Annotated in this window: 25 protein-coding genes; 14 read left to right on the top strand and 11 right to left on the bottom strand. The window is 30.0% G+C overall.

Annotated features, from left to right (window positions below):
* Window positions 1-634 (bottom strand): LytR/AlgR family response regulator transcription factor (locus tag B3R94_RS11170; RefSeq protein WP_291100849.1); only part of this gene is annotated, 634 nt, incomplete at its 3' end.
* Window positions 631-1,710 (bottom strand): sensor histidine kinase, encoded by a 1,080-nt coding sequence (locus B3R94_RS11165; RefSeq protein ID WP_038334504.1) that lies wholly within the window; start codon window positions 1,708-1,710, stop codon window positions 631-633. The genes B3R94_RS11170 and B3R94_RS11165, both read right to left, overlap by 4 nt.
* Before the next feature lie 199 nt (window positions 1,711-1,909).
* On the opposite strand from B3R94_RS11165, the gene B3R94_RS11160 reads away from it, so the two are divergent.
* The 3 genes from B3R94_RS11160 to typA all read left to right on the top strand — a co-directional run bounded on the left by B3R94_RS11160 (window position 1,910) and on the right by typA (window position 5,188).
* A complete protein-coding gene (locus tag B3R94_RS11160; RefSeq protein WP_038334505.1) occupies window positions 1,910-2,314 on the top strand; it encodes a hypothetical protein in 405 nt (134 codons plus the stop codon).
* A gap of 6 nt (window positions 2,315-2,320) precedes the next feature.
* Window positions 2,321-3,292, top strand: a complete 972-nt coding sequence (locus tag B3R94_RS11155) for a hypothetical protein (protein WP_038334506.1) — start codon at window positions 2,321-2,323, stop codon at window positions 3,290-3,292.
* A gap of 93 nt (window positions 3,293-3,385) precedes the next feature.
* Window positions 3,386-5,188, top strand: a complete 1,803-nt coding sequence (gene typA, locus B3R94_RS11150; RefSeq protein ID WP_291100845.1) for a translational GTPase TypA — start codon at window positions 3,386-3,388, stop codon at window positions 5,186-5,188.
* Between the two features lie 56 nt (window positions 5,189-5,244).
* Here the strand turns inward: typA and B3R94_RS11145 are convergent, their stop codons facing one another.
* From B3R94_RS11145 to B3R94_RS11135, 3 genes are all read right to left on the bottom strand, one after another.
* Window positions 5,245-5,565, bottom strand: coding sequence for a hypothetical protein (locus B3R94_RS11145; RefSeq protein ID WP_125348788.1), 321 nt, complete (start codon window positions 5,563-5,565; stop codon window positions 5,245-5,247).
* A complete protein-coding gene (locus tag B3R94_RS11140; protein WP_291100843.1) occupies window positions 5,565-7,859 on the bottom strand; it encodes a choice-of-anchor L domain-containing protein in 2,295 nt (764 codons plus the stop codon). The genes B3R94_RS11145 and B3R94_RS11140 overlap by 1 nt, the downstream gene beginning before the upstream one ends.
* 92 nt (window positions 7,860-7,951) lie before the next feature.
* Window positions 7,952-8,350 carry a hypothetical protein gene (locus B3R94_RS11135; RefSeq protein WP_038334509.1) on the bottom strand — a complete coding sequence of 133 codons (399 nt, stop codon included), beginning with the start codon at window positions 8,348-8,350 and terminating at the stop codon, window positions 7,952-7,954.
* A gap of 41 nt (window positions 8,351-8,391) precedes the next feature.
* Between B3R94_RS11135 and B3R94_RS11130 the strand changes: the two genes are divergently transcribed.
* From B3R94_RS11130 to B3R94_RS11110, 5 genes are all read left to right on the top strand, one after another.
* Complete coding sequence (locus B3R94_RS11130) at window positions 8,392-8,988, top strand: NUDIX hydrolase (RefSeq protein ID WP_291100840.1); 597 nt, start codon at window positions 8,392-8,394, stop codon at window positions 8,986-8,988.
* An 11-nt stretch (window positions 8,989-8,999) separates the two neighbouring features.
* Window positions 9,000-9,566 (top strand): DUF4920 domain-containing protein, encoded by a 567-nt coding sequence (locus tag B3R94_RS11125; protein ID WP_291100838.1) that lies wholly within the window; start codon window positions 9,000-9,002, stop codon window positions 9,564-9,566.
* 54 nt (window positions 9,567-9,620) lie between these two features.
* Window positions 9,621-10,070 carry a hypothetical protein gene (locus B3R94_RS11120; RefSeq protein WP_291100835.1) on the top strand — a complete coding sequence of 150 codons (450 nt, stop codon included), beginning with the start codon at window positions 9,621-9,623 and terminating at the stop codon, window positions 10,068-10,070.
* Window positions 10,071-10,123: 53 nt separating this feature from the next.
* The gene (locus tag B3R94_RS11115; protein ID WP_291100832.1) at window positions 10,124-10,318 is read left to right on the top strand and encodes a hypothetical protein; all 195 of its coding nucleotides are present in this window, start codon (window positions 10,124-10,126) and stop codon (window positions 10,316-10,318) included.
* 107 nt (window positions 10,319-10,425) lie between these two features.
* Window positions 10,426-10,812 carry a hypothetical protein gene (locus B3R94_RS11110; RefSeq protein ID WP_291100829.1) on the top strand — a complete coding sequence of 129 codons (387 nt, stop codon included), beginning with the start codon at window positions 10,426-10,428 and terminating at the stop codon, window positions 10,810-10,812.
* A gap of 49 nt (window positions 10,813-10,861) precedes the next feature.
* On the opposite strand, the gene B3R94_RS11105 is transcribed toward B3R94_RS11110, so the two are convergent.
* Window positions 10,862-11,464 carry a hypothetical protein gene (locus tag B3R94_RS11105; RefSeq protein WP_038334516.1) on the bottom strand — a complete coding sequence of 201 codons (603 nt, stop codon included), beginning with the start codon at window positions 11,462-11,464 and terminating at the stop codon, window positions 10,862-10,864.
* A 4-nt stretch (window positions 11,465-11,468) separates the two neighbouring features.
* Entirely contained in the window at window positions 11,469-12,692 is a 1,224-nt protein-coding gene (locus B3R94_RS11100) for an exo-beta-N-acetylmuramidase NamZ family protein (RefSeq protein ID WP_291100825.1), read from the bottom strand.
* A 74-nt stretch (window positions 12,693-12,766) separates the two neighbouring features.
* Between B3R94_RS11100 and B3R94_RS11095 the strand changes: the two genes are divergently transcribed.
* From B3R94_RS11095 to B3R94_RS11080, 4 genes are all read left to right on the top strand, one after another.
* Window positions 12,767-13,996 (top strand): ABC transporter permease, encoded by a 1,230-nt coding sequence (locus B3R94_RS11095; RefSeq protein ID WP_038334518.1) that lies wholly within the window; start codon window positions 12,767-12,769, stop codon window positions 13,994-13,996.
* 33 nt (window positions 13,997-14,029) lie between these two features.
* Entirely contained in the window at window positions 14,030-15,391 is a 1,362-nt protein-coding gene (locus B3R94_RS11090) for a pyridoxal-phosphate dependent enzyme (protein WP_280035549.1), read from the top strand.
* 30 nt (window positions 15,392-15,421) lie between these two features.
* On the top strand, window positions 15,422-16,150 hold the full coding sequence (gene lptB, locus B3R94_RS11085; protein WP_125348857.1) for an LPS export ABC transporter ATP-binding protein: 729 nt from the start codon (window positions 15,422-15,424) through the stop codon (window positions 16,148-16,150).
* 160 nt (window positions 16,151-16,310) lie between these two features.
* Window positions 16,311-17,090, top strand: coding sequence for a polysaccharide deacetylase family protein (locus tag B3R94_RS11080; RefSeq protein ID WP_291100822.1), 780 nt, complete (start codon window positions 16,311-16,313; stop codon window positions 17,088-17,090).
* A gap of 31 nt (window positions 17,091-17,121) precedes the next feature.
* Here the strand turns inward: B3R94_RS11080 and B3R94_RS11075 are convergent, their stop codons facing one another.
* Together B3R94_RS11075 and B3R94_RS11070 are read right to left on the bottom strand one after the other, a co-directional pair.
* On the bottom strand, window positions 17,122-17,361 hold the full coding sequence (locus B3R94_RS11075; RefSeq protein WP_038334521.1) for a hypothetical protein: 240 nt from the start codon (window positions 17,359-17,361) through the stop codon (window positions 17,122-17,124).
* Window positions 17,362-17,645: 284 nt separating this feature from the next.
* Window positions 17,646-17,924, bottom strand: coding sequence for a nucleoside 2-deoxyribosyltransferase domain-containing protein (locus B3R94_RS11070; RefSeq protein WP_291063475.1), 279 nt, complete (start codon window positions 17,922-17,924; stop codon window positions 17,646-17,648).
* Between the two features lie 148 nt (window positions 17,925-18,072).
* Here B3R94_RS11070 and B3R94_RS11065 point away from each other — a divergent pair, with 148 nt between their 5' ends.
* Complete coding sequence (locus B3R94_RS11065; RefSeq protein ID WP_291089414.1) at window positions 18,073-18,666, top strand: hypothetical protein; 594 nt, start codon at window positions 18,073-18,075, stop codon at window positions 18,664-18,666.
* Between the two features lie 73 nt (window positions 18,667-18,739).
* Here the strand turns inward: B3R94_RS11065 and B3R94_RS11060 are convergent, their stop codons facing one another.
* Window positions 18,740-19,225: a DUF4822 domain-containing protein gene (locus tag B3R94_RS11060; RefSeq protein ID WP_291100819.1), complete on the bottom strand. Its 486-nt coding sequence runs from the start codon at window positions 19,223-19,225 to the stop codon at window positions 18,740-18,742.
* Between the two features lie 142 nt (window positions 19,226-19,367).
* Complete coding sequence (locus B3R94_RS11055; protein WP_219033578.1) at window positions 19,368-19,502, bottom strand: 30S ribosomal protein THX; 135 nt, start codon at window positions 19,500-19,502, stop codon at window positions 19,368-19,370.
* Between the two features lie 153 nt (window positions 19,503-19,655).
* Here B3R94_RS11055 and B3R94_RS11050 point away from each other — a divergent pair, with 153 nt between their 5' ends.
* Entirely contained in the window at window positions 19,656-19,811 is a 156-nt protein-coding gene (locus B3R94_RS11050) for a hypothetical protein (protein WP_291100818.1), read from the top strand.
* The last annotated feature ends 2 nt before the right edge of the window (window positions 19,812-19,813 follow it).

Below are 19,813 nucleotides of genomic sequence, written 5' to 3'. Positions count from 1 at the left end.
CCAACTTTTGATACTGATCCATAATATGTTTTGAATTTATGATATATGATTTACTAACGCGTATAAAAAATTCTGAATCTATTTTCTGGTGAATCGTTTTTAAATTCATTGCTGTAATTAACTTCTGTGTCGTTGTGTAAAGCACTACATAATCTTTCAAACCTTCTATGAACAAGATTTCAGAAAAACTTATTTTATATTGTTTTCTATCGGCTTTTATAAATAAAAAATTATCATCATTCTCTTCAACAGTATTTTCTTCAACCTTTTTATTAGAAAGGAAATTATAAAAAAACGTCGCCTTATTTATTGCTTTTTCTAAACGCTTTTTATCAATTGGCTTTAACAAATAATCGATAGCATCTAATTCATAACTATCTATTGCGTATCTTGAATAAGCGGTTGTAAAAATTATTAAAGTATTTCTAGGTACACTTTGCGCAAACTCTATCCCATTAATTAATGGCATTTCTATGTCAAGAAATATAACATCTGGTTGTGTTGTACTTAAAAATTTTGAAGCTAAAGCTGCATTCGGAAACTTACCTAGAATTTCTAATTCAGAAACTTCGTTTATTAATAACTCCATTTCTTCTCTTGCCAAAGGCTCATCATCAATTATAATACAATTCATATTGGAATTATTAAGTTAACAACATATTCATCTTTTGTAGATTCTATATTTAAAGTATACATTTTTCCGTACAAAAGTTCTAATCTTCTTGTAATATTTGGAAGCCCTAAACCTTTAAATTTATTATTAGGAATGATGTAATTAGGATCTAAAGAATTTAAACAAACAAAGTGTAAATGATTATCAATAATCGAAACTTTTACCTTTATATAAGTTGCTTCTCCATTTAAATTAACACTATGCTTTATAGCATTTTCTACAAATGTTGTAAATAAATTGGGCGGAATGTAAGTAGAATTTAATTCGCTTTTATTCGCTTCAGTCTCTATAACTACATTTAAATTTTCTTGACGAATTTTCTCTAAATCTAAAAAATTAGCTAAAAATTTCAACTCTGAAGAAACAGGTGTTTTTTCTTCATTATTTTCATATAATTGATATCTTAAAAAATCTGAAAGTTTCATAATAACATCTGTCGCTATTTCAGGATCTTTTCTGATTAATGCTTTTACATTATTCAACATATTGAATAAAAAATGTGGGTTGATTTGATTTTTTAATTCATTTATCTCCATTGAAAATGTCAAATTTTTCAGTTCAGATATTTGTCTATTATCTTCAATCCATTTCTGAAAAAGTTTTAAGGTAGTTGTCATCATAATAATTGGCACAACAACTATAAGCCCTTCATAACTTCTCCTTATGTTTTCACCAAAATGTCTAGGATTAGCTATTCTATATTTTTCAAAAAACATATCTAATGATTGACCAATAATATTAATCCCCACATAAACTAAAATTGTTAATAGTAATAGATATAAAATATAGTAACCTTTAAAAAAAAACTTTGGAACCAATATATAAATATTAATATATGTTTTTAATACAAATACTACAAATAGTAAAAGAATAACATAATATCTATATACACCATAATAATTAGATGCAAACGTAGAACTATATATCACTAATAAAAATCCAACTATAAAAAGTAAATGACGAGAAAATCTAAACTTTTTATCTACTAAAAAATTTATGATTTTTTGATTTTTTGATTGAGGTAACAATGAATTCATTTTTATAAAAATCTTATCTATAACAAAGGTAATTGATTAATCTATTCCATTATTAAAGTTTATACGAACCAACGTTTTTATTATACTTCTTCTTTTTTTTTCTGGTTGGTATAAAAAAATCTAGTGTTGGTATAAAAAACGATCAAAACTATTTTTTTATACTTTTCTTAGCTATTCAATTTACAAAACATGAAATACTATGAGTGTGAAAAATTTTAATTTTTGGGTAAATAAGTTAAATCTTCTAAATTTTTCTGCAACAGAAAAAGAAGATAAAATTATTCAAATAACAGATTTAAATCGTTTTATACAATGCTACGATCCGACATTAGAAATTGTAGATTGTATACATCATGATTTTTGTATTATTGAGAAGAATGAACATATTAAAGAAGTAAAGTTAATGGATATTTCTAATCTTAAAAATAACGAAACAATTTCTATAAATAGAAACAAAGAATCTTGGTTTGTTCTTGTAAATGACAAATTAGACACAACCTTAAAATCAATTTTAAAAACAATAGAAGAACACAATATCAGTAAGATTTATGATAAGGTATTTGTCTTCAATTTTTTCCAATCGAGTATTCACGAAATCAAATAAAAATTAATGCATTCAATACAACAAAAAGCAATTACAAGCTTATTGCTTTTACTTTCAACTTTGTCATTCGCTCAAAAAAAAGATAGTATTCAAAAAAGAGCTGTCGTTTTTGTTGCAGATAAATTCCCCTCTACCCGTGTTCTTAATGTAGAATATACAAATCTTACACCTTATAAATTTTCTCAAAAGTTAGAAGATAGCAACTTTAATTTACCCGAAAGTAAAGTGAAAAACTTTCAACAAATAAAGGCAAATGCGAATTTATATTTTTTCAAAAAAGAAAAATGGACGATATCTACAGCACTTAATTATAAGTACACGACAGCAAATATAGATAACCTTAGTTCTACTATGAATGAAACGAAACAAAACTTTCATTATCATTCGGAAGCTGTAACTGCAAGTCATATTTCTAAACTATGGAAAAAAACAGCAATTTATTCAGCTACTCTATCAGTTGATGGTAACGAAAATAGTTTTGAAAGATTCCGTGGTTTACTAACAGGTAGTATAATGATTACAGCAAACGAAAGAACCAAATTACTTTTAGGTTTAGCTGTAATTATAGACCCTAGTTCGCAAGTACCTACATTCCCCATTATTTCTTATGAGCATAAATTTAAAAATGGTTGGATAGCCGATATCATACTTCCAAAAAGAGTAATGATGAAAAAAAATGTATTTAATAATGGTCGATTTTCTCTTGGTAGTGAAATGGATGTTACATCATTCTATTTTAACCAATCGAATAAAACATTTGAATTTAGACAAACAGAAATTAATAGTGGTGTAATGTATGAACATAGAATTGGTGATTTTATTGGTACTGTAAAAACAGGACTACGTAGCATTCCTACTGGAAGAATCTTTGAAAAAAATGAATCTTTTAATGACTATATATACGAGTATAAACCAAAATCATCTTTCTATTTCAACTTTGGTATATCATACAACCCATTTGGTAATAAAAAACGATAAATAACATACGTTTGTTGCGATTTCATTAAATTAAATAAAATCTATAGTAATTAAAAATAATTTATCGTAAATTCGCACCCATAAATTTCAAGGATGCAAAACATTAGAAATATTGCGATTATCGCACACGTTGACCACGGTAAAACTACTTTGGTTGATAAAATTCTTCACTCAACAAACGTTTTCAGAGAAAACCAAGATTCAGGTGAATTAATCATGGATAACAATGATATCGAACGCGAAAGAGGGATTACGATCTTCTCTAAAAATGCTTCGGTAGAGTATAAAGGTGTAAAAATCAATGTTATCGACACTCCTGGCCACGCCGATTTTGGTGGTGAAGTTGAGCGTGTGTTGAAAATGGCTGATGGTGTTATCTTATTAGTTGATGCTTTTGAGGGACCAATGCCTCAAACTCGTTTCGTATTAGGAAAAGCATTAGAATTAGGATTAAAACCATTAGTAGTAATCAACAAAGTTGATAAAGAAAACTGTCGTCCTGACGAAGTTTACGATAAAGTATTCGAATTATTCTTCAACTTAGATGCTACAGAAGAGCAATTAGACTTCCCAGCATACTACGGATCATCTAAACAAGGATGGTTTAATACTGAGAATGTTCGTACAGAAAATATCTTACCATTAATGGATGGTATTTTAGAGCACGTTCCAGCTCCAGAAGCTCACGAAGGTGAATTACAAATGCAAATTACTTCTTTAGATTACTCTAAATTCTTAGGCCGTATTGCTGTAGGTAAAGTAACTCGTGGTGTTATTAAAGAAGGTGATTGGGTTGCTTTAGCAAAACCTGACGGATCTTCTAAGAAACAAAAAGTAAAAGAAATCTATACTTTCTCTGGTTTAGGTAAAGTTAAAGCTACAGAAGTTAAAGCAGGTGATATCTGTGCTGTAGTTGGTATCGATGGTTTCCAAATTGGAGATACTATTGCTGATGCTGAGAATCCAGAAGCATTACCAGTAATGCACATTGATGAACCGACAATGAATATGTCTTTTGGTATCAATAACTCTCCATTCTTTGGTAAAGATGGTAAATTCGTTACTTCTCGTCACTTAGTTGAGCGTTTAGAGGACGAATTAGAGCGTAATTTAGCTTTACGTGTTGAGCCAACTTCAGATTCAAATACTCAATTAGTTTACGGACGTGGTATCATGCACTTATCTGTATTAATTGAAACAATGCGTCGTGAAGGATATGAGTTAACAGTTGGACAACCACAAGTTATCTTCAAAGAAATTGACGGTGTTAAATGTGAGCCATACGAAACATTAGTTATTGATGTTCCGGATGATTACTCTTCTAAAGCAATTGACTTAGTAACTCAACGTAAAGGTGATTTATTAGTTATGGAAGCGAAAGAAGGTATGCAACACTTAGAGTTCGAGATTCCATCTCGTGGTTTAATTGGTTTACGTTCTTTAATGTTAACTTCTACTGCAGGTGAGGCTGTAATGGCACACAACTTCTTAGATTACAAACCATTTAAGGGAGCAATCGCTGGACGTTCTGCTGGAGTAATTATCTCTAAAGATCAAGGTGTTTCTACTCCTTATTCTATAGATAAATTACAAGATCGTGGTAAATTCTTTATCGAGCCAGGTGAAGAAGTTTACGAAGGTATGATCGTAGGTGAGCACTCTCGTAACAACGACTTAGTTGTAAACGTTATTGAAGCTAAGAAATTAAACAATATCCGTGCAGCTGGTAAAGACGATTCATCTTCTATCGCTCCTAAAATCGAAATGACTTTAGAAGAATGTATGGAGTACATCCAAGCTGATGAATGTATCGAGGTTACACCAAACTTCATCCGTTTACGTAAGATTCACTTAAAAGAAACTGATCGTAAGCGTTACGAAAAATCAATGAGCTAATCATTTGAAATTATATATCACAAAAAAACCAGAAGTTAATCTTCTGGTTTTTTGTTTTAAATAGATTCGATTTTATTTTTAAGTGCTTTAATTGCGAAATTTAATTCATCTTTAGAAGCGTTATATTCTACTATTTCACCTTTAATTTTGAATCTCGAAACATTAAAACCTTCTTCAATATCATTGTACCAAATCAAATAATTTTCGTATACAGCAACTACCCAAAAATTATCCTCAATAACATCATCACATTTCCATATTTCAGGAGAAATTTTAATTTGATTCCAAAATAATAAAGTTTTGTCCTCCATATTTTGTTCAGAAAAATAAATTTCGAGCATCAAATCCTTTTTAGGAAAATTTATCCAATTATTCATTAATAAGTACTTTTTAATAAAATCCAATCTTCAAATTTTTGAGTTTGAGTTGAATTTGGTTCAGTCCATTCGATAATATACCAATAACTATCGGAAGGTAGCGCTTTTCCATTCAATTTTCCATCCCATGTATAATTGTTTGCTTCCGAACCTGTAAATAATAATTTTCCTTTTCGATTATAAATGACAAATTTCGGATTGATTTTACTTCTTAATTGCGAATAATCCAACACATCATTTTTACCATCACCATTTGGAGAAATAAAATTGATTAGTTTAATCAGCGAAAATTCTTTCGAAATAGGCAAACAATTATCTGCCGATTTCACAGAAATTGTATGAGTTCCTAAAGTTACATTTGTGAAAATATTTGAAGATTGAAAAGTGCCATTATCCAATGAATACAGATATGGAGGCGTAGATCCAGTGACTTTTATGGTCACCGTAGAACCTTGAATTTCGATAGATTGAATAGTTGGATCTTCGGCTTCAATAACTTTTACTTCTTGTGTATAAAAACAACCATTCAATCCTAACTTCACATAATAAGTTCCAACAGGAACATTTGTAATTGATTGATTTTTGTCGCCATTATGTAACCATTCGTAAGTTTTAAATCCTGGACCTGCGTCTAAAGTCGTCGTTGTTCCTTTGCAAATTGTAAGATCTTTTAAGGTTGATGATTTTCCTGATTGTTTGAAAATAAAATGCAATGGAGCAACATTTTCGCATAAACCATTTTGTTTAAATCTTACCCAAAATGTTTGATCTGAATTTATTATTTGTGTCGCGCTGATTGCATTTCGACTATTTTTTGCATCAGCTTCGCTTAAATAATAAGTTGGAGATCCGTATATATTCGTAATCAAGTCATCAATATAATCGGATAAAACAATTTCTTCATCGTTACTTAAATCCTCGTCACAAATTTCTATTGGAGGAATTATGTTTGCAATACTTAGATTATTTAATGTAAAAGTAATTTTTTTTATAACTGGATCACAAGTCCCGATTTGAACACGAATCCAAACTTCTTTAGATGTCTGAATTCCATTTAGTTCAAAATTCGTTATTCCTGCAGAAATATTATCTTTAGCATCTTGTTCGGTATCAAAATATTTCACTTGATGAGCAGAATAATAATCTTCTACAATTCGATCAGTATATTCGTCTAAATTTATTTGTGTTTTTCCATCTAAATCATCATCACAAATAGAAAAACGATCTTGATAAATTTGCGGTTCTTCTTGTACAGAAACATTAATATGACCTTTCAAAGAACAACCAGTATTCAATGTGATTTCTACTTCGTAATAACCTGTTTCATTTACCACTAATGTTGCATTTGTTTCACCACTAATTTCCACACCATCTTTGTACCATTTATAAGCTGTAGCATTTGTAGTTGTCGCATCTATTGTTTCAGATTTTCCAGGACATAATACAACATCAGAACCTAAACTTTTTGATCCTACAAAACTTCCAGCTTTCAAGAAAACAGCAGAATCATAAAGGCCATAACTATCTCCATGGTCAGCAATTACCAATTTTATGTGGTATTTTACGCCTGCTACAATTTGTGCATTTGCTTTCAAAACTTTTGTTTGTCCATTGAAATTTGTTGGACTATTCCTAGAATTAAACCCTCCAAAATATTCTTGGAAACTTTTACATCTATCTGCTCCATTAATTGTTTTAGTTGTTACAGGAATAGTTGTATTTGGAATTAATGCAATGTTTTGATAAGGTTCAGAATTATCTGCTTTTTTGATTAAGAAGGCAAAAGCATCAGAATAATCACAATTATCAATTCGATATTCTTCTGAAAGAAACATGTACTCGAAACTAATTTGATCTGTTGTAAGGTTTGATACAAAATCAAATTCGAGAGATGTAGCATTTAAAATTTTGTCATGAGGTAAATTAGATTGTATCAAAATATCAATTAAGTCTTGATCTCCTCCCCAATTAATTCCATAAAAACTTTGTAAAGTAGCATTTGGACCTTCAGCAGCTTTTGCTTTTCCAGTAGATAAAATAATTCCTTCGGAAAGATCAAAATTACTAGTTCCTTTTGTAAAATAACCATAGCTTATTTCATCATAAGATCTATTGTATCCAGAAATATTAATATTAGAAATAGTAATACAACCTGTGTTTGTTCCAATAAATTTATCAATTAATTCTTCTTTCGATAAAGATGTATCTACCAGAATATATTGACCAAATAAAAAACTATTTAGTGTAAAAGTAAAAAAGAGTAGGAGAATTATTTTTGAATAAAAGTGTTTCATAAAAAATAATTTAGATAAAAAAACTGCTAAATAACTTTAAAATATAAAGTTTATTTAACAGTTTTAGGAATTTTATTTATCGAAAAATAGTCTTAGCCTATTTTTCCTAAATTTTCTGCAATAGTTTCAATGAAAGATGTTAATGGTTTTTTTGCCATCATTTCGATCATCATATTGAAATTTCCATCAAAATCTAACGTAACATCAGACGAATTCTCATCAACAGCATCAATAGAAATTGTCAAAGTATATTCAAAAGCAGGTGCAGGAGATTCGAAAACAATTTTCGATGGCTCAACTGTCTCTTTCAAACGCATTCCAACCTTTGGTAAAGCACCAACACCAACCGTAAATCCTTTTCCAGATTCGTGAATTTCAAACGATTTTGTATCCTCTGGCATCAATTGCTCATAATTCTTCATATCCAACAAAAAAGTGTATGCTTCTTGTTGATTTTTTGCAAAACGGACTTTATTTGTATTTACCTTCATATCCTTGTGAGTTTTTTATAAATTTGTAACAAATCGTTCAAATGTACAAAGTTTTTTTTAATGAAAGTTTGTTAACTTTCAGCAACCAATCTAATCCAGAAGCAAAAAATATTTTGTTTCAAAATGAAGCTCAATTTGATGAATCTTTTCATTTATTATCATCAAAAGCAGCAACTTTAGTCAATATTTTTAGTGAAGATATTGATGATGTTTGGACGAAATTCTTAAAATATTACAAACATATACAAGCTGCGGGCGGAATTGTTCGTAATCCGCAAGACGATTATTTGTTCATTTTCAGACTTGGGAAATGGGATTTGCCAAAAGGTAAAATGGAGAAAGGAGAATCGAGAGAAGAATCTGCAATTCGCGAAATTGAAGAAGAATGTAGTTTGACAAATTTGGAGTTGAAACGATTTTTAATGCCAACTTTTCACATTTATTTTTTGAGAGAATATATTATCAAAGAAACATTTTGGTTCGAAGTTTTTTATGACGGTGTTGAATTGCCTTTGCCGCAAACTGAGGAAGGAATTGAATCGGTTGAATGGAAAAAAGAGAATGAAATTCCTCAATTATTAGAAAATTCATATCCAAATATAAAATTGTTAATGGACAATTATTTAAATTTGAACTAAATAAGACTCTTATGAAAAAATATATTTTAACTCTTTGTGCTTTAACTTGTTTTGTATTGACAACAAATGCACAAACAAGAAAAGAAACGAAGGCTAAAACTGAAAAAGCTTCTAAAGTTCAATCAAAAATTTTAGATAACGGAACGGCTAAAATAGATGATTTATACGCGTATCAAGTGTATGGAGAATCGTTTGATATCAAAAATACATTGACGAAAAGCGAACTTGGAAAGTTATACGATAACATGAAAAGTGGTGATTCTTTGGAAAATGTTCAGTTTGTTTCGACGATAGAATCTGTTTGCAAAAAGAAAGGTTGTTGGATGAAAGTTGATCTTGGAAAAGGCGAAGAACAATCATTTGTACGTTTCAAAGATTATGGATTTTTTATGCCTTTAGATGGTGAAAAAGCAAATGTTGTCGTGCACGGAAAAGCTTTTGTAAGTGAAATTTCTGTTGAGAAATTGCGCCATTATGCAGAAGATGCAGGACAATCGAAAGAAGAAATTGCGAAAATTACAAAACCTCAGTTGCAATATAATTTTGAAGCTGACGGAGTTTATTTGAAAGAAAACTAAGATTTTTAACTCAATAATTAATCAAAACCTTTCTATTTTTGGAAAGGTTTTTTTATGAAATCAATTCTATACAATATGACAAACTTATTTCAAGCCAATCCAAATCAGTATTTTTCATTGATCGGAAAATCGATGAATGACGAATTATTTCAATCATTTCAAAATGAATTTGAATCTGATATTTCAGAGCAGAATATCGCTCAAGGAAAAATTGTGTTGTACAAGGAAAAAGGCATTTCTGTGAAAATTGTTGATGAAATGATTACTTCGATTAAGTTTTATCTTTCTCCAAATCCAATTTGTAAGGTTTATGAAGGTCAAAATATTTTTGATTTAAATCGAAATGTTGATGAGACGCATGTTCGTAAAAGTAATGATTATAAAAGAATTATTAATAATGATCCAAATCGTTTAGCAAATGATTATTGTCGTTTAAATTGTTTATTTTCTTTTGATTCGATGACTGGAGAATTCTTAACGATTGAAATATTAAACGAATTATAAGATGTTTTTCTGCTGAAAATTTTAGATATTTATCGTTTAATAATAAACCTTAAATGAAAAAATATTTAAGTATTGTTCTGTTTATGTTAACTCTTTCAGCTTTTGCGCAGTTGAAAGTTAATAATACAGTATCTTATTATTCGATGAAAGCAACTTTTAATCTAGATAATCAAGAAATTGTAGATAAAATTAAAAATCTTGGAGACAAAATTCTTGCGACAAAAAATATAAATAATACAAATACGTAAAAAATGAGCTACAATTATTTTGTAGCTTTTTTTGTGTTAACGCTTCGTTAACCGTTCATTAACCTACGCAAATTAATCTTTTTCAGAATTTTATAAAAAATAAAAATATGAAAAAGATACTATTAATTGGAGCTATTTTGATAACAGCTTTTACTTGTCAAGCCCAGACTGCAACTGCGGTCACGAAAACAAAAACATCGGGGACAACAACTCATTCTACAGTTTCGATAAATGTAAGCGATAGCAACGAAGTTTATTCGTATTCGGCAATTTTTGATAAACCAAAGTCGGCAAATGCAATCAAAGAAATCGGAAAAGTATTTGGAAAACCAGTGACTGAAGGAAAAAACTATGTTTGGAGAGAAGGAGAATCTTTAGAAATAAAGGCTCGTGAAGGAAAAATTTCGATAGAGTTTGAAAAAGGTTCTACAAAATTATATGAAAAAGTAAAAGAATTGGGTGAATCTATTTCTGTGGTTGTCGGAGAAAAATAATCATTCTAAAACATAAAAACGGAAGTCAAATTTGACTTCCGTTTTTTTATTATTTTAATTCTCTATACTTAAAATCTTTTCCAAAAAAGTAATTCCATATCAAGCTAATAAGAATCAAATTTGCTATTCCACGAATTGTTATAAATATCCCGAAATTACCAAAACGTTTGTATTTAATATGTGATAATTCTTCTTGATGATTAACTATATATTCGTATAAATAATAATCAAAAACTAACATCGAAAGGCTAAAAAGAGCTAAAATAACATAATGAAAGCGTATTATGTCTTTAATTTTTTTTAGATTTTTATACAATAATACAGCTCCAATAAAAGAAAAAAATACGCTTGAATGAAAAACAATTTCAGTTATAGTATGAAGTTTCGGAACCTCATTATTTTCTTCAATATCTTCAACTAAATTTGGCTCGAAAGAATTCTTCTTTTCTTCTTTTTCGTGATAAATAATTTTAGATGAAATTAAATTTTTAATTCGAGTTGTTTCAATTTCAGAAAACTGAACATTTCGTTCATTTTTTAAAATTTCGAAAGCCATTTCTATTGCTTCAGGAACAAATCTAGAATCATCTTTGATGTAAGAATTTAATTCATTTGTAGACAGTTTTTGAAGAACGCTTCTTTTAACTTGCATTAATTTAATTATAAATCAAATATTTTGCTCTTATCTTCATAAAAGCCTCCAAATCTTTTTGCCAAGTTGCTTTTATTTCTTCTTCTGATAAACCTGCTTCTATTTGTTTACGCAATTCATCTGTTCCAGAAAGTTGATCAATCCACAATTTTTTACCATTCATCGTCCAAAAAGGTTGCTTCGTATTGTTTTTATATGCATTGATTAACCATTTCAAATTGATGGAAGATTGATACGGAACATTCGATAAATCCTCACCGTAACAAACTTCATCTTTAAATTTTGGACTTGTTGCACCAGGTTTTGAAGTTGGCGTATATTGATAAGGCATATTTTTTAAGAATGGTGAACCATAAACCTGAAACTGAATATCTGTTCCACGACCTTCGTTTACGTTTGTCCCTTCAAACAAACACGTACTTGGGTATAAATTTATCGCATGTGCATTTGGTAAATTAGGCGATGGTTTTACTGGTAAATTGTACTTGGATTGATGAGTATAATTGATCAATGGAATAATTTCCAAATCTGCTTTTATACCATTTGCTAACCAACCTTCACCGTTGATCATTTGCGCATATTCGCCAATCGTCATTCCATAAACAATCGGAACATTGTGCATTCCAACAAATGATTTGTACTCGTTTTTCATTACAGGTCCGTCCACATAATGTCCGTTTGGATTTGGTCTGTCCAACACAATTACTTTCTTGCCATTTTCAGCCGCAGCCTCCAAAACATAATGCAAAGTAGAAATGTATGTGTAAAAACGTGCGCCAACATCTTGCATATCAAAAACCAAAACATCTACATCGGTAATCTGATTTGCTTTCGGTTTTTTATTGTCACCATAAAGAGAAATAATTGGCAAGTTAGTTTTTGTATCAATACCAGATTTTACTTTTGCGCCTGCATCAGCATCTCCTCGAAAACCGTGTTCTGGCGAATAAAGTTTAACCACATTGATTTTATTTTTTAGTAACAAATCAACTGTATGCATCGTTGTTCCATTAATGGTTGCAATTCCTGTTTGATTAGAAATTAATCCAACTTTTTTACCTTTTAATTTCGAAAGATAGTTAGCTGTATTTTCTGCTCCAACAAGAATAGTTGAATGATTTTCTATCGTTTTTGATGTATTATTTTGAGCTAAAATTGGAGTAGAAAAGCCGAAAAAAATAACTGAACTAAGTAAACCAATTGATGTATATTTGACAAAGTTTTTCATTTCGTTTTGAATCATTTGAATTTAGGCGAATTTAAAGCCTAAAGTTAGTTTTAATCTTATAAAAAATATATAATTTGAGTTTTTCTTGGTGGTTTTCAAAAAAAATTGCGCTTGGTAAAAATACTAAAAATAACTTATCGAGTATTATTATTCGAGTAGGTCAAATTGCGGTAGCATTAGGGTTGATTGTTTCTTTGGTGACGATTTCGACTGGTGTTGGTGCAAGAAAGGCGATCAAAGAAAAGTTGGCCGATTTTAATGGTCATATTACAATTAGAAACTACAATAGTAATACGTCATTAAATTCTGATTCATTATCACTTCATCAAGCTTTTTATCCAAAGTTTAAATCAATTCCAGAAATAGAACATGTGCAAGCAATTGCCAATAAAAGTGGTGTTATCCGAACGGATGAAAATTTTAGTGGTGTTGTGTTCAAAGGAGTTGGAACAGATTATGATTCGGTTCGTTTTGAGAAATTTATGGTAAAAGGACATTTTCCACGAATCAATAAAGATTCGATTATGGATGAGGTTTTATTATCGAAAAAGATTGCGGACGAAATGAAATTAGATGTGGATAGTTCGTTTGTGATGTATTTTATTCAAGAGGATACGAAGCCAATTTATCGTCGATTTACCATTTCTGGATTATTCAAAACAGACATCAAAAATTTTGACGATCAAATTATGTTTGGTGACATCAAGCATGTACAACGTCTTAATCGTTGGGATTCGACAACTGTTGGTGGATTTGAATTATTTGTAAACGATGTCGAAAATATTGACCCAATTGCAAAGCGTGTGCAAGAAAATATTCCATACAATTTGTATGCAGAATCGGCTACGGCTTCTTTTGCTCAGATTAACGATTGGATTTCTATTTTCGATAAAAATATTGTCATTATTCTTTTTATCATGCTTTTTGTCGTGGTGATTAATATGGTGATGGTTTTATTGATTTTAATTTTAGAACGAACACATTCAATCGGAATTTTAAAAGCATTTGGTGCAACAAATTGGCGAATTCGAAAATTATTCATCAATTACGCATTATTTATTATGTTGCCAGGATTAATTGCTGGAAATGCAATTGGACTTGGATTATTATTCATTCAGAAATATTTCGGAATTATCAAACTTCCGGCAGAAAACTATTATTTATCAACAGCTCCAGTTTATTTAGATTTTGGCACAATTGTTTTATTGAATGCAGGAGCGTTATTAGTTTGTGCAATTGTATTACTTTTGCCATCGTATATGATATCTAAAATTACACCTGCAAAAGCGATTAATTTTAGATAAAATTTAATGTTTTAATTTAAAAGTTAGAAAAAAATGAAATACGCAAACAATATATTAGAAACGATTGGGAATACACCTTTGGTTAAAATTAATAAGATTACAAAGGATTTACCATGTACAGTTTTAGCAAAAGTTGAATATTTTAACCCTGGTCATTCTTGTAAAGATCGTATGGCATTGAAAATGGTCGAAGATGCCGAAAAAGATGGTCGTTTAGTTCCTGGAGGTACAATTATCGAAGGTACTTCTGGTAACACAGGAATGGGGTTAGCTTTGGCTGCTGTGATCAAAGGTTACAAATTAATTTGTGTGATTACAGACAAACAATCGAAAGAGAAAATGGATATTTTGCGCGCTGTTGGAGCAAAAGTTGTCGTTTGTCCTACAGATGTTGAGCCAGATGATCCACGTTCTTATTATTCAGTTTCGAAACGTTTGGCACAAGAAACGCCGAATGGTTGGTATGTCAATCAGTACGATAATCCATCGAATGCACAAGCGAATTATGAGCAAACTGGACCAGAAATTTGGGAACAGACAGAAGGAAAAGTAACGCATTTTATTGTTGGAGTAGGAACTGGAGGAACAATTTCAGGTGTTGGAAAATACTTGAAAGAAAAAAATCCTAACATTAAAATTTGGGGAGTTGATACGTATGGATCAGTTTTCAAAAAATATAAAGAAACTGGAATTTTCGATGAAAATGAAGTGTATTCTTATGTAACAGAAGGAATTGGTGAAGATATTTTACCTGAAAACGTAGATTTTGATATTATTGATGGATTTACAAAAGTGACTGATAAAGATGCAGCGGTTTATACGCGTCGTTTAGCTTTAGAGGAAGGTTTGTTTGTCGGAATGTCTTCGGGTTCTGCGATCAAAGGATTATTACAAATGAAAGACGAATTCGGACCAGATGATGTTGTAGTGGTTTTATTCCACGATTCAGGTTCTCGTTACGTAGGAAAAATCTTTAATGATGATTGGATGCGTGACAGAGGATATTTGGACGAAGAAATCAAAACGGCTGTGGATTTGATTAAAGAACATGTCGATAAACCTTTGGTAACGGTTCGTACAGAGGAATTGGCTTCTCATGCAATTGATCGTATGCGTCGTTTCAAAATTTCTCAAATTCCAGTAATGGATGTAAATGGAATTGTTGGTTCTTTGGATGAATCAGATTTGTTTCAAGCATTTTTAGAAGATAGAAATGTTGCTGAAAAACCTGTTCATGAAATTATGGGAAAACCTTATCCAGTTGTTAAAGCAGGAACATCTATTGAAGAAGTTTCGAAGTTAATTACAAAGGATAATCAAGCTGTTTTAATAGAATTAGAAAACGGAAAATATCATATCATCACAAAATATGATATTATTAACTCGATTAAATAACAAAAATCCTATCTTTGAAGCGATATGGGAATTGTATTAAAAGGTCAGAATTTAGTAAAAGATTACGGTAAAAAACACGTCGTAAAAAATGTGTCTTTTCAAGTAGAACAAGGAGAAATTATTGGATTATTAGGACCAAATGGTGCTGGTAAAACGACTTCTTTCTATATGATTGTTGGTTTAGTAAAGGCTACGCAAGGAAAAGTTTTTTTAGATAAACAAGATATCACAAACGATGCGATGTACAAACGCGCGCAAAAAGGTATTGGATATTTGGCGCAAGAAGCCTCTGTTTTTCGTAAACTTTCTGTAGAAGATAACATCAAATCTGTTTTACAATTCACGAAACATTCCAAAAAAGAACAACAAATGCGTACAGATGCTTTGATTGAAGAGTTTTCGTTAGAGCATGTTCGTAAAAATCGTGGAGATTTACTTTCTGGAGGTGAGCGTCGTCGTTGCGAAATTGCACGTTGTTTGGCAACAGAACCTAATTTTATCTTATTAGATGAGCCTTTTGCTGGAGTTGACCCAATTGCGGTTGAGGATATTCAGAAGATTGTACGTTCGTTAAAAGATAAAAATATCGGAATCTTAATTACCGATCATAATGTATCGCAAACGCTTGCAATTACCGATAAAACGTATATTATGTTCGAAGGTAAAATCTTGAAAGAAGGTTCGCCAGAAGAATTAGCAAATGATGAAGATGTTCGTCGCGTTTATTTAGGTGAAAACTTTATGTATCAGCAGATATAAATTACACTATAGTATTTTCTAAACCACTCAATTTTGAGTGGTTTTTTTGTTTTAAATCACTTCAAAATGTTCTAAAATTAAGATTTGCTTAATTTTAAAAATTTTTCATTTAGCAGTTACTTTTTCGATATATTTAAGTACTAAAACTTACTGATATAGAATGCTAAAACTTAATTATTATTTTATTTGCTTAATTTCAATTCTTGTGTTGAATAGCTGTACACACGAAGAAGATGTGATAAAAGGACCAAAAAAATCTACAAATAGAGGAGGAGTGGTGCTTACGTTTGATGATGATTATGTGGACGAATGGTTCAATGCAAATATAAAATTGAAACAATACAATTGGAAAGGAACGTTCTATGTAACGCATTTTGATAAGCTTTCGGAGAGTCAAATTCGTGAGTTAACTTATCTGCAACAAAACGGAAACGAGATTGCTGCGCATGGTTTAAATCATGTACATACAACAAAGTATATAAAAGAATTTGGAGGAAAAGAATTTATTGATAAAGAAATCGCTCCAATGCTAAGTTTGATGAAAAACAAAGGACTTGATGTAACCGATTTTTCCTATCCTTATGGTGATCGAAGTGTAGAATCAGATCAATTACTTTTCAATCATTTTAAAACATTAAGAGGAACAACTTATGGAAACGAAGCGCCTAATTTTCAGAACTGTTATTATCAAAATAAACCGTTATTTTTTGGTTTAGGAATCGATAATAGTTACGCGCATTTTAGTGTACCTTATTTTATTTCGTTGTTGCAATACGCAAAGGATAACAATAAGATAGTCGTTTTTTATGCGCATAAAACAGTTGCAAAAGCAACTAATAATTATGAAACTGAATTTAAAACCTTAGAAGAGATTTGCAAGTTTGTAAAGAACAATGATATGAAGTTTTATACGGTTAATGACTTACAAAAATTGAAATAAAAAAATGCTCAAATTCTTGAGCATTTTTCGTTTATTCTATAAAAAGTAAATCTCCTTTTTGGTTAACAGCTTCTTTGAAATAAAGATAAACATCTTGTATATCAAAACGTCTAAAATTGATTGCATTAGAAATATTTTGTTCAGGAAGTTGATAAATCATTTCAAAATTTAACATGCTACCAAAACCAGAACTCTCGATTTTTTCGACCAAAATTCCTAAAGATTCTAATCGTTCAATCAACCGATTAATTTCCAAATCATTATGTTTCATAATCTCTAAAACTTACTATTAAAGCGGTTTCAAAGCTAAAACATAAATTTTTAAAATAAGATTTTGAGAAATAAAATTATATGTTAAACCTTTTATGTTTCAACTTAAATCTCTCTTTTTTAATTATTTATTTTATAATATTTTTTTAAATAATCCAACACATTTTCTATTGAATCAAATTGTTTTATGCCATATTTTTCTGCCTTAATATCAACATTCCTTTTTCGCTAAAAACCATCTGGACAAATCACCAATGGTTTTTCACTTTTTGCATTCAATTCCCATTACATTTGTTTGTGAAATTCGGGCTCTTCTTTTACAGGCTCCCAAGCGCTATTCCAATCATTACGACGAGGATTTAGCAAGATGACTTTTTCATTTTTCAATTCTTTTGAAACTTTCGCTTGCCAATCTTCAGAATTTCCCATATCAATCGTTCCTCCCAAAAATATCTTTGTACGTTGATCATTTTTAGGAAATTCATTAGGTGATTTTATCTCAAGAGATTGAGCAAAAATTGTAGTATTCAATAATAGAAATAAGGCAAATAAAATTGCTTTCATGTTGTTTTTGTTTCGGCAAATATAATGAGGTTGTTGATTTTGTATTTAATGACTTTTGTTAGAATTGGCTTGAAACAAAGAATATTTAACATAGATTTTATACTTTTTGAATAGATTTAATGTTGTTTAGTATAAATAATAATCATAAATGAAAAAGCTACTACCCATTTTTGCTGCTTTTGTAATTTTCTCTTGTCAAGAAGACGAAGTGACAACTCCAGTCAAAGAACAGCCTACGAATCCTCAACCAACGGAAACTGAAATTTTCAAATTCGATAAAAATGTTTCAATTTTAGATGCATACTATTACAAAGGAGTAAACGGAAAAGATTATCCGGCAGAAGCAGAAGCTTTTTTCAAGAAAACGTGGACGCTTTACGAAGATCCTTCTGTCAAATCTATTGAATTGAAAAAAGATTCGATTATAATCAATGAAGAATTGAAAACGTCTAAATTTAAATCAACTATAGAAGAAAATAATCTGTATGCTACTGACGGTTCAAGAAAAATATTGTTGGGTCGAATTGATAAAACAACAAATTCATTTTATTTGTTCAAACATTTTGAGTCTTATGCTGTTGTAGATCCTGAAAATGGAAGTTCTGCTTCTGGTAAAAGTTCTTCTTTTGGAAAAATTACAAAAGACAATATTTTTCCAAGAATTATAGATAAGCCTGAAAGTTTAAAACAAGAAGGAGCTTATGTTTTTTGGAATAATGTTGAATATAAATTTGTGAAATAATAACAAAAAAAGCTAAGCGTCAATTGACACTTAGCTTTTTAAATTTAAATATTTGGATGATATTGATGTGACACTATTTTGTTGGCTCTTTGTGAGCTGTAGGCGTATGTACGATATCGAAATAAACAGATTTATCATCATTAGACGGATAAATTCTGTAAGTAAATTCTTGTTTTGTTAAAAGTGTAATGTCAACAATTCGTGTAAACAAAACTTCTCCTGCATCATTTTTAGCAACGATTGTTCTTGTTTTTCCATCTTCAGAAACAGACCAATCTACTTTCATTTTTGGCGTATCATCTAAATTGAACATAGTAAATGTACCATCTTTTTTGAAATAGGCATAACCTACAAAATTAGAAACATTAGTGTCTGTTAAGGCTACATTTTGTCCTTTGTTGTTCAAAGCATTAGTTGTTTCCCAAGAAGTAAAGGATAAAATTTCGCTTGGCGTTAATTGCTCTGTAATTCCTGAATCATCATCATTGTTACAACTAAAAAGTGTTAATCCAACCAATAATACAAAAATGCTTGTTGTAATTCTTTTTAAAATATTCATGTTTTATTTTTTTGATAGCACAAATAAACTCAATATTTAATGGCTTAAATTGTAGATTTTATTCTCATCATTGAATAAATTATTGTTGAGTTGAATAAAATAAAAAAGCTGAAAATCAGGATTGATTTTCAGCTTCAAAAAATTACTTTTTAGCTTTTTTGGTTGGTTTTTCTTCAACAACATCTTCCTCATAATAATACTTATGTCTCGGACGTTTTACACCATAAGAGCCATTCACAATTTTTCCTCTTCTCGATTTTTTATCGCCTTTTCCCATTATAAATGTTTTAAAATTAATAAATTCGATTACTTTCTACCTAAGTTAATAATTTCAATTTAGTTGGACAAAAGTTTTACAATTCTTTATCATTTAATCTAACTTTGTGACATCATTTGGCGTGGAGAATAATTAATTTTAAACCAAATAGAAATGAGTAGAAATACAGACGCAAATAAAAAGGCACACAAGAAAAAGTTAGATCAAAAGAAGCGTAAAGCGCAAGAAGCCGAAGCTGAACGTAAAGCTAGATTGAAAGCAATTAATCAGCAATTTAACGAAAAAAATAAATCAGAAACGGGAGAATAATG

Origin of the sequence: Empedobacter sp. UBA7611, assembly GCF_002484365.1 — a bacterium.
GTDB lineage: Bacteria > Bacteroidota > Bacteroidia > Flavobacteriales > Weeksellaceae > Empedobacter > Empedobacter falsenii_B.
The sequence above is the reverse complement of the archived record's forward strand: the minus strand, read 5'-3'. Positions and strand labels throughout refer to the sequence as shown.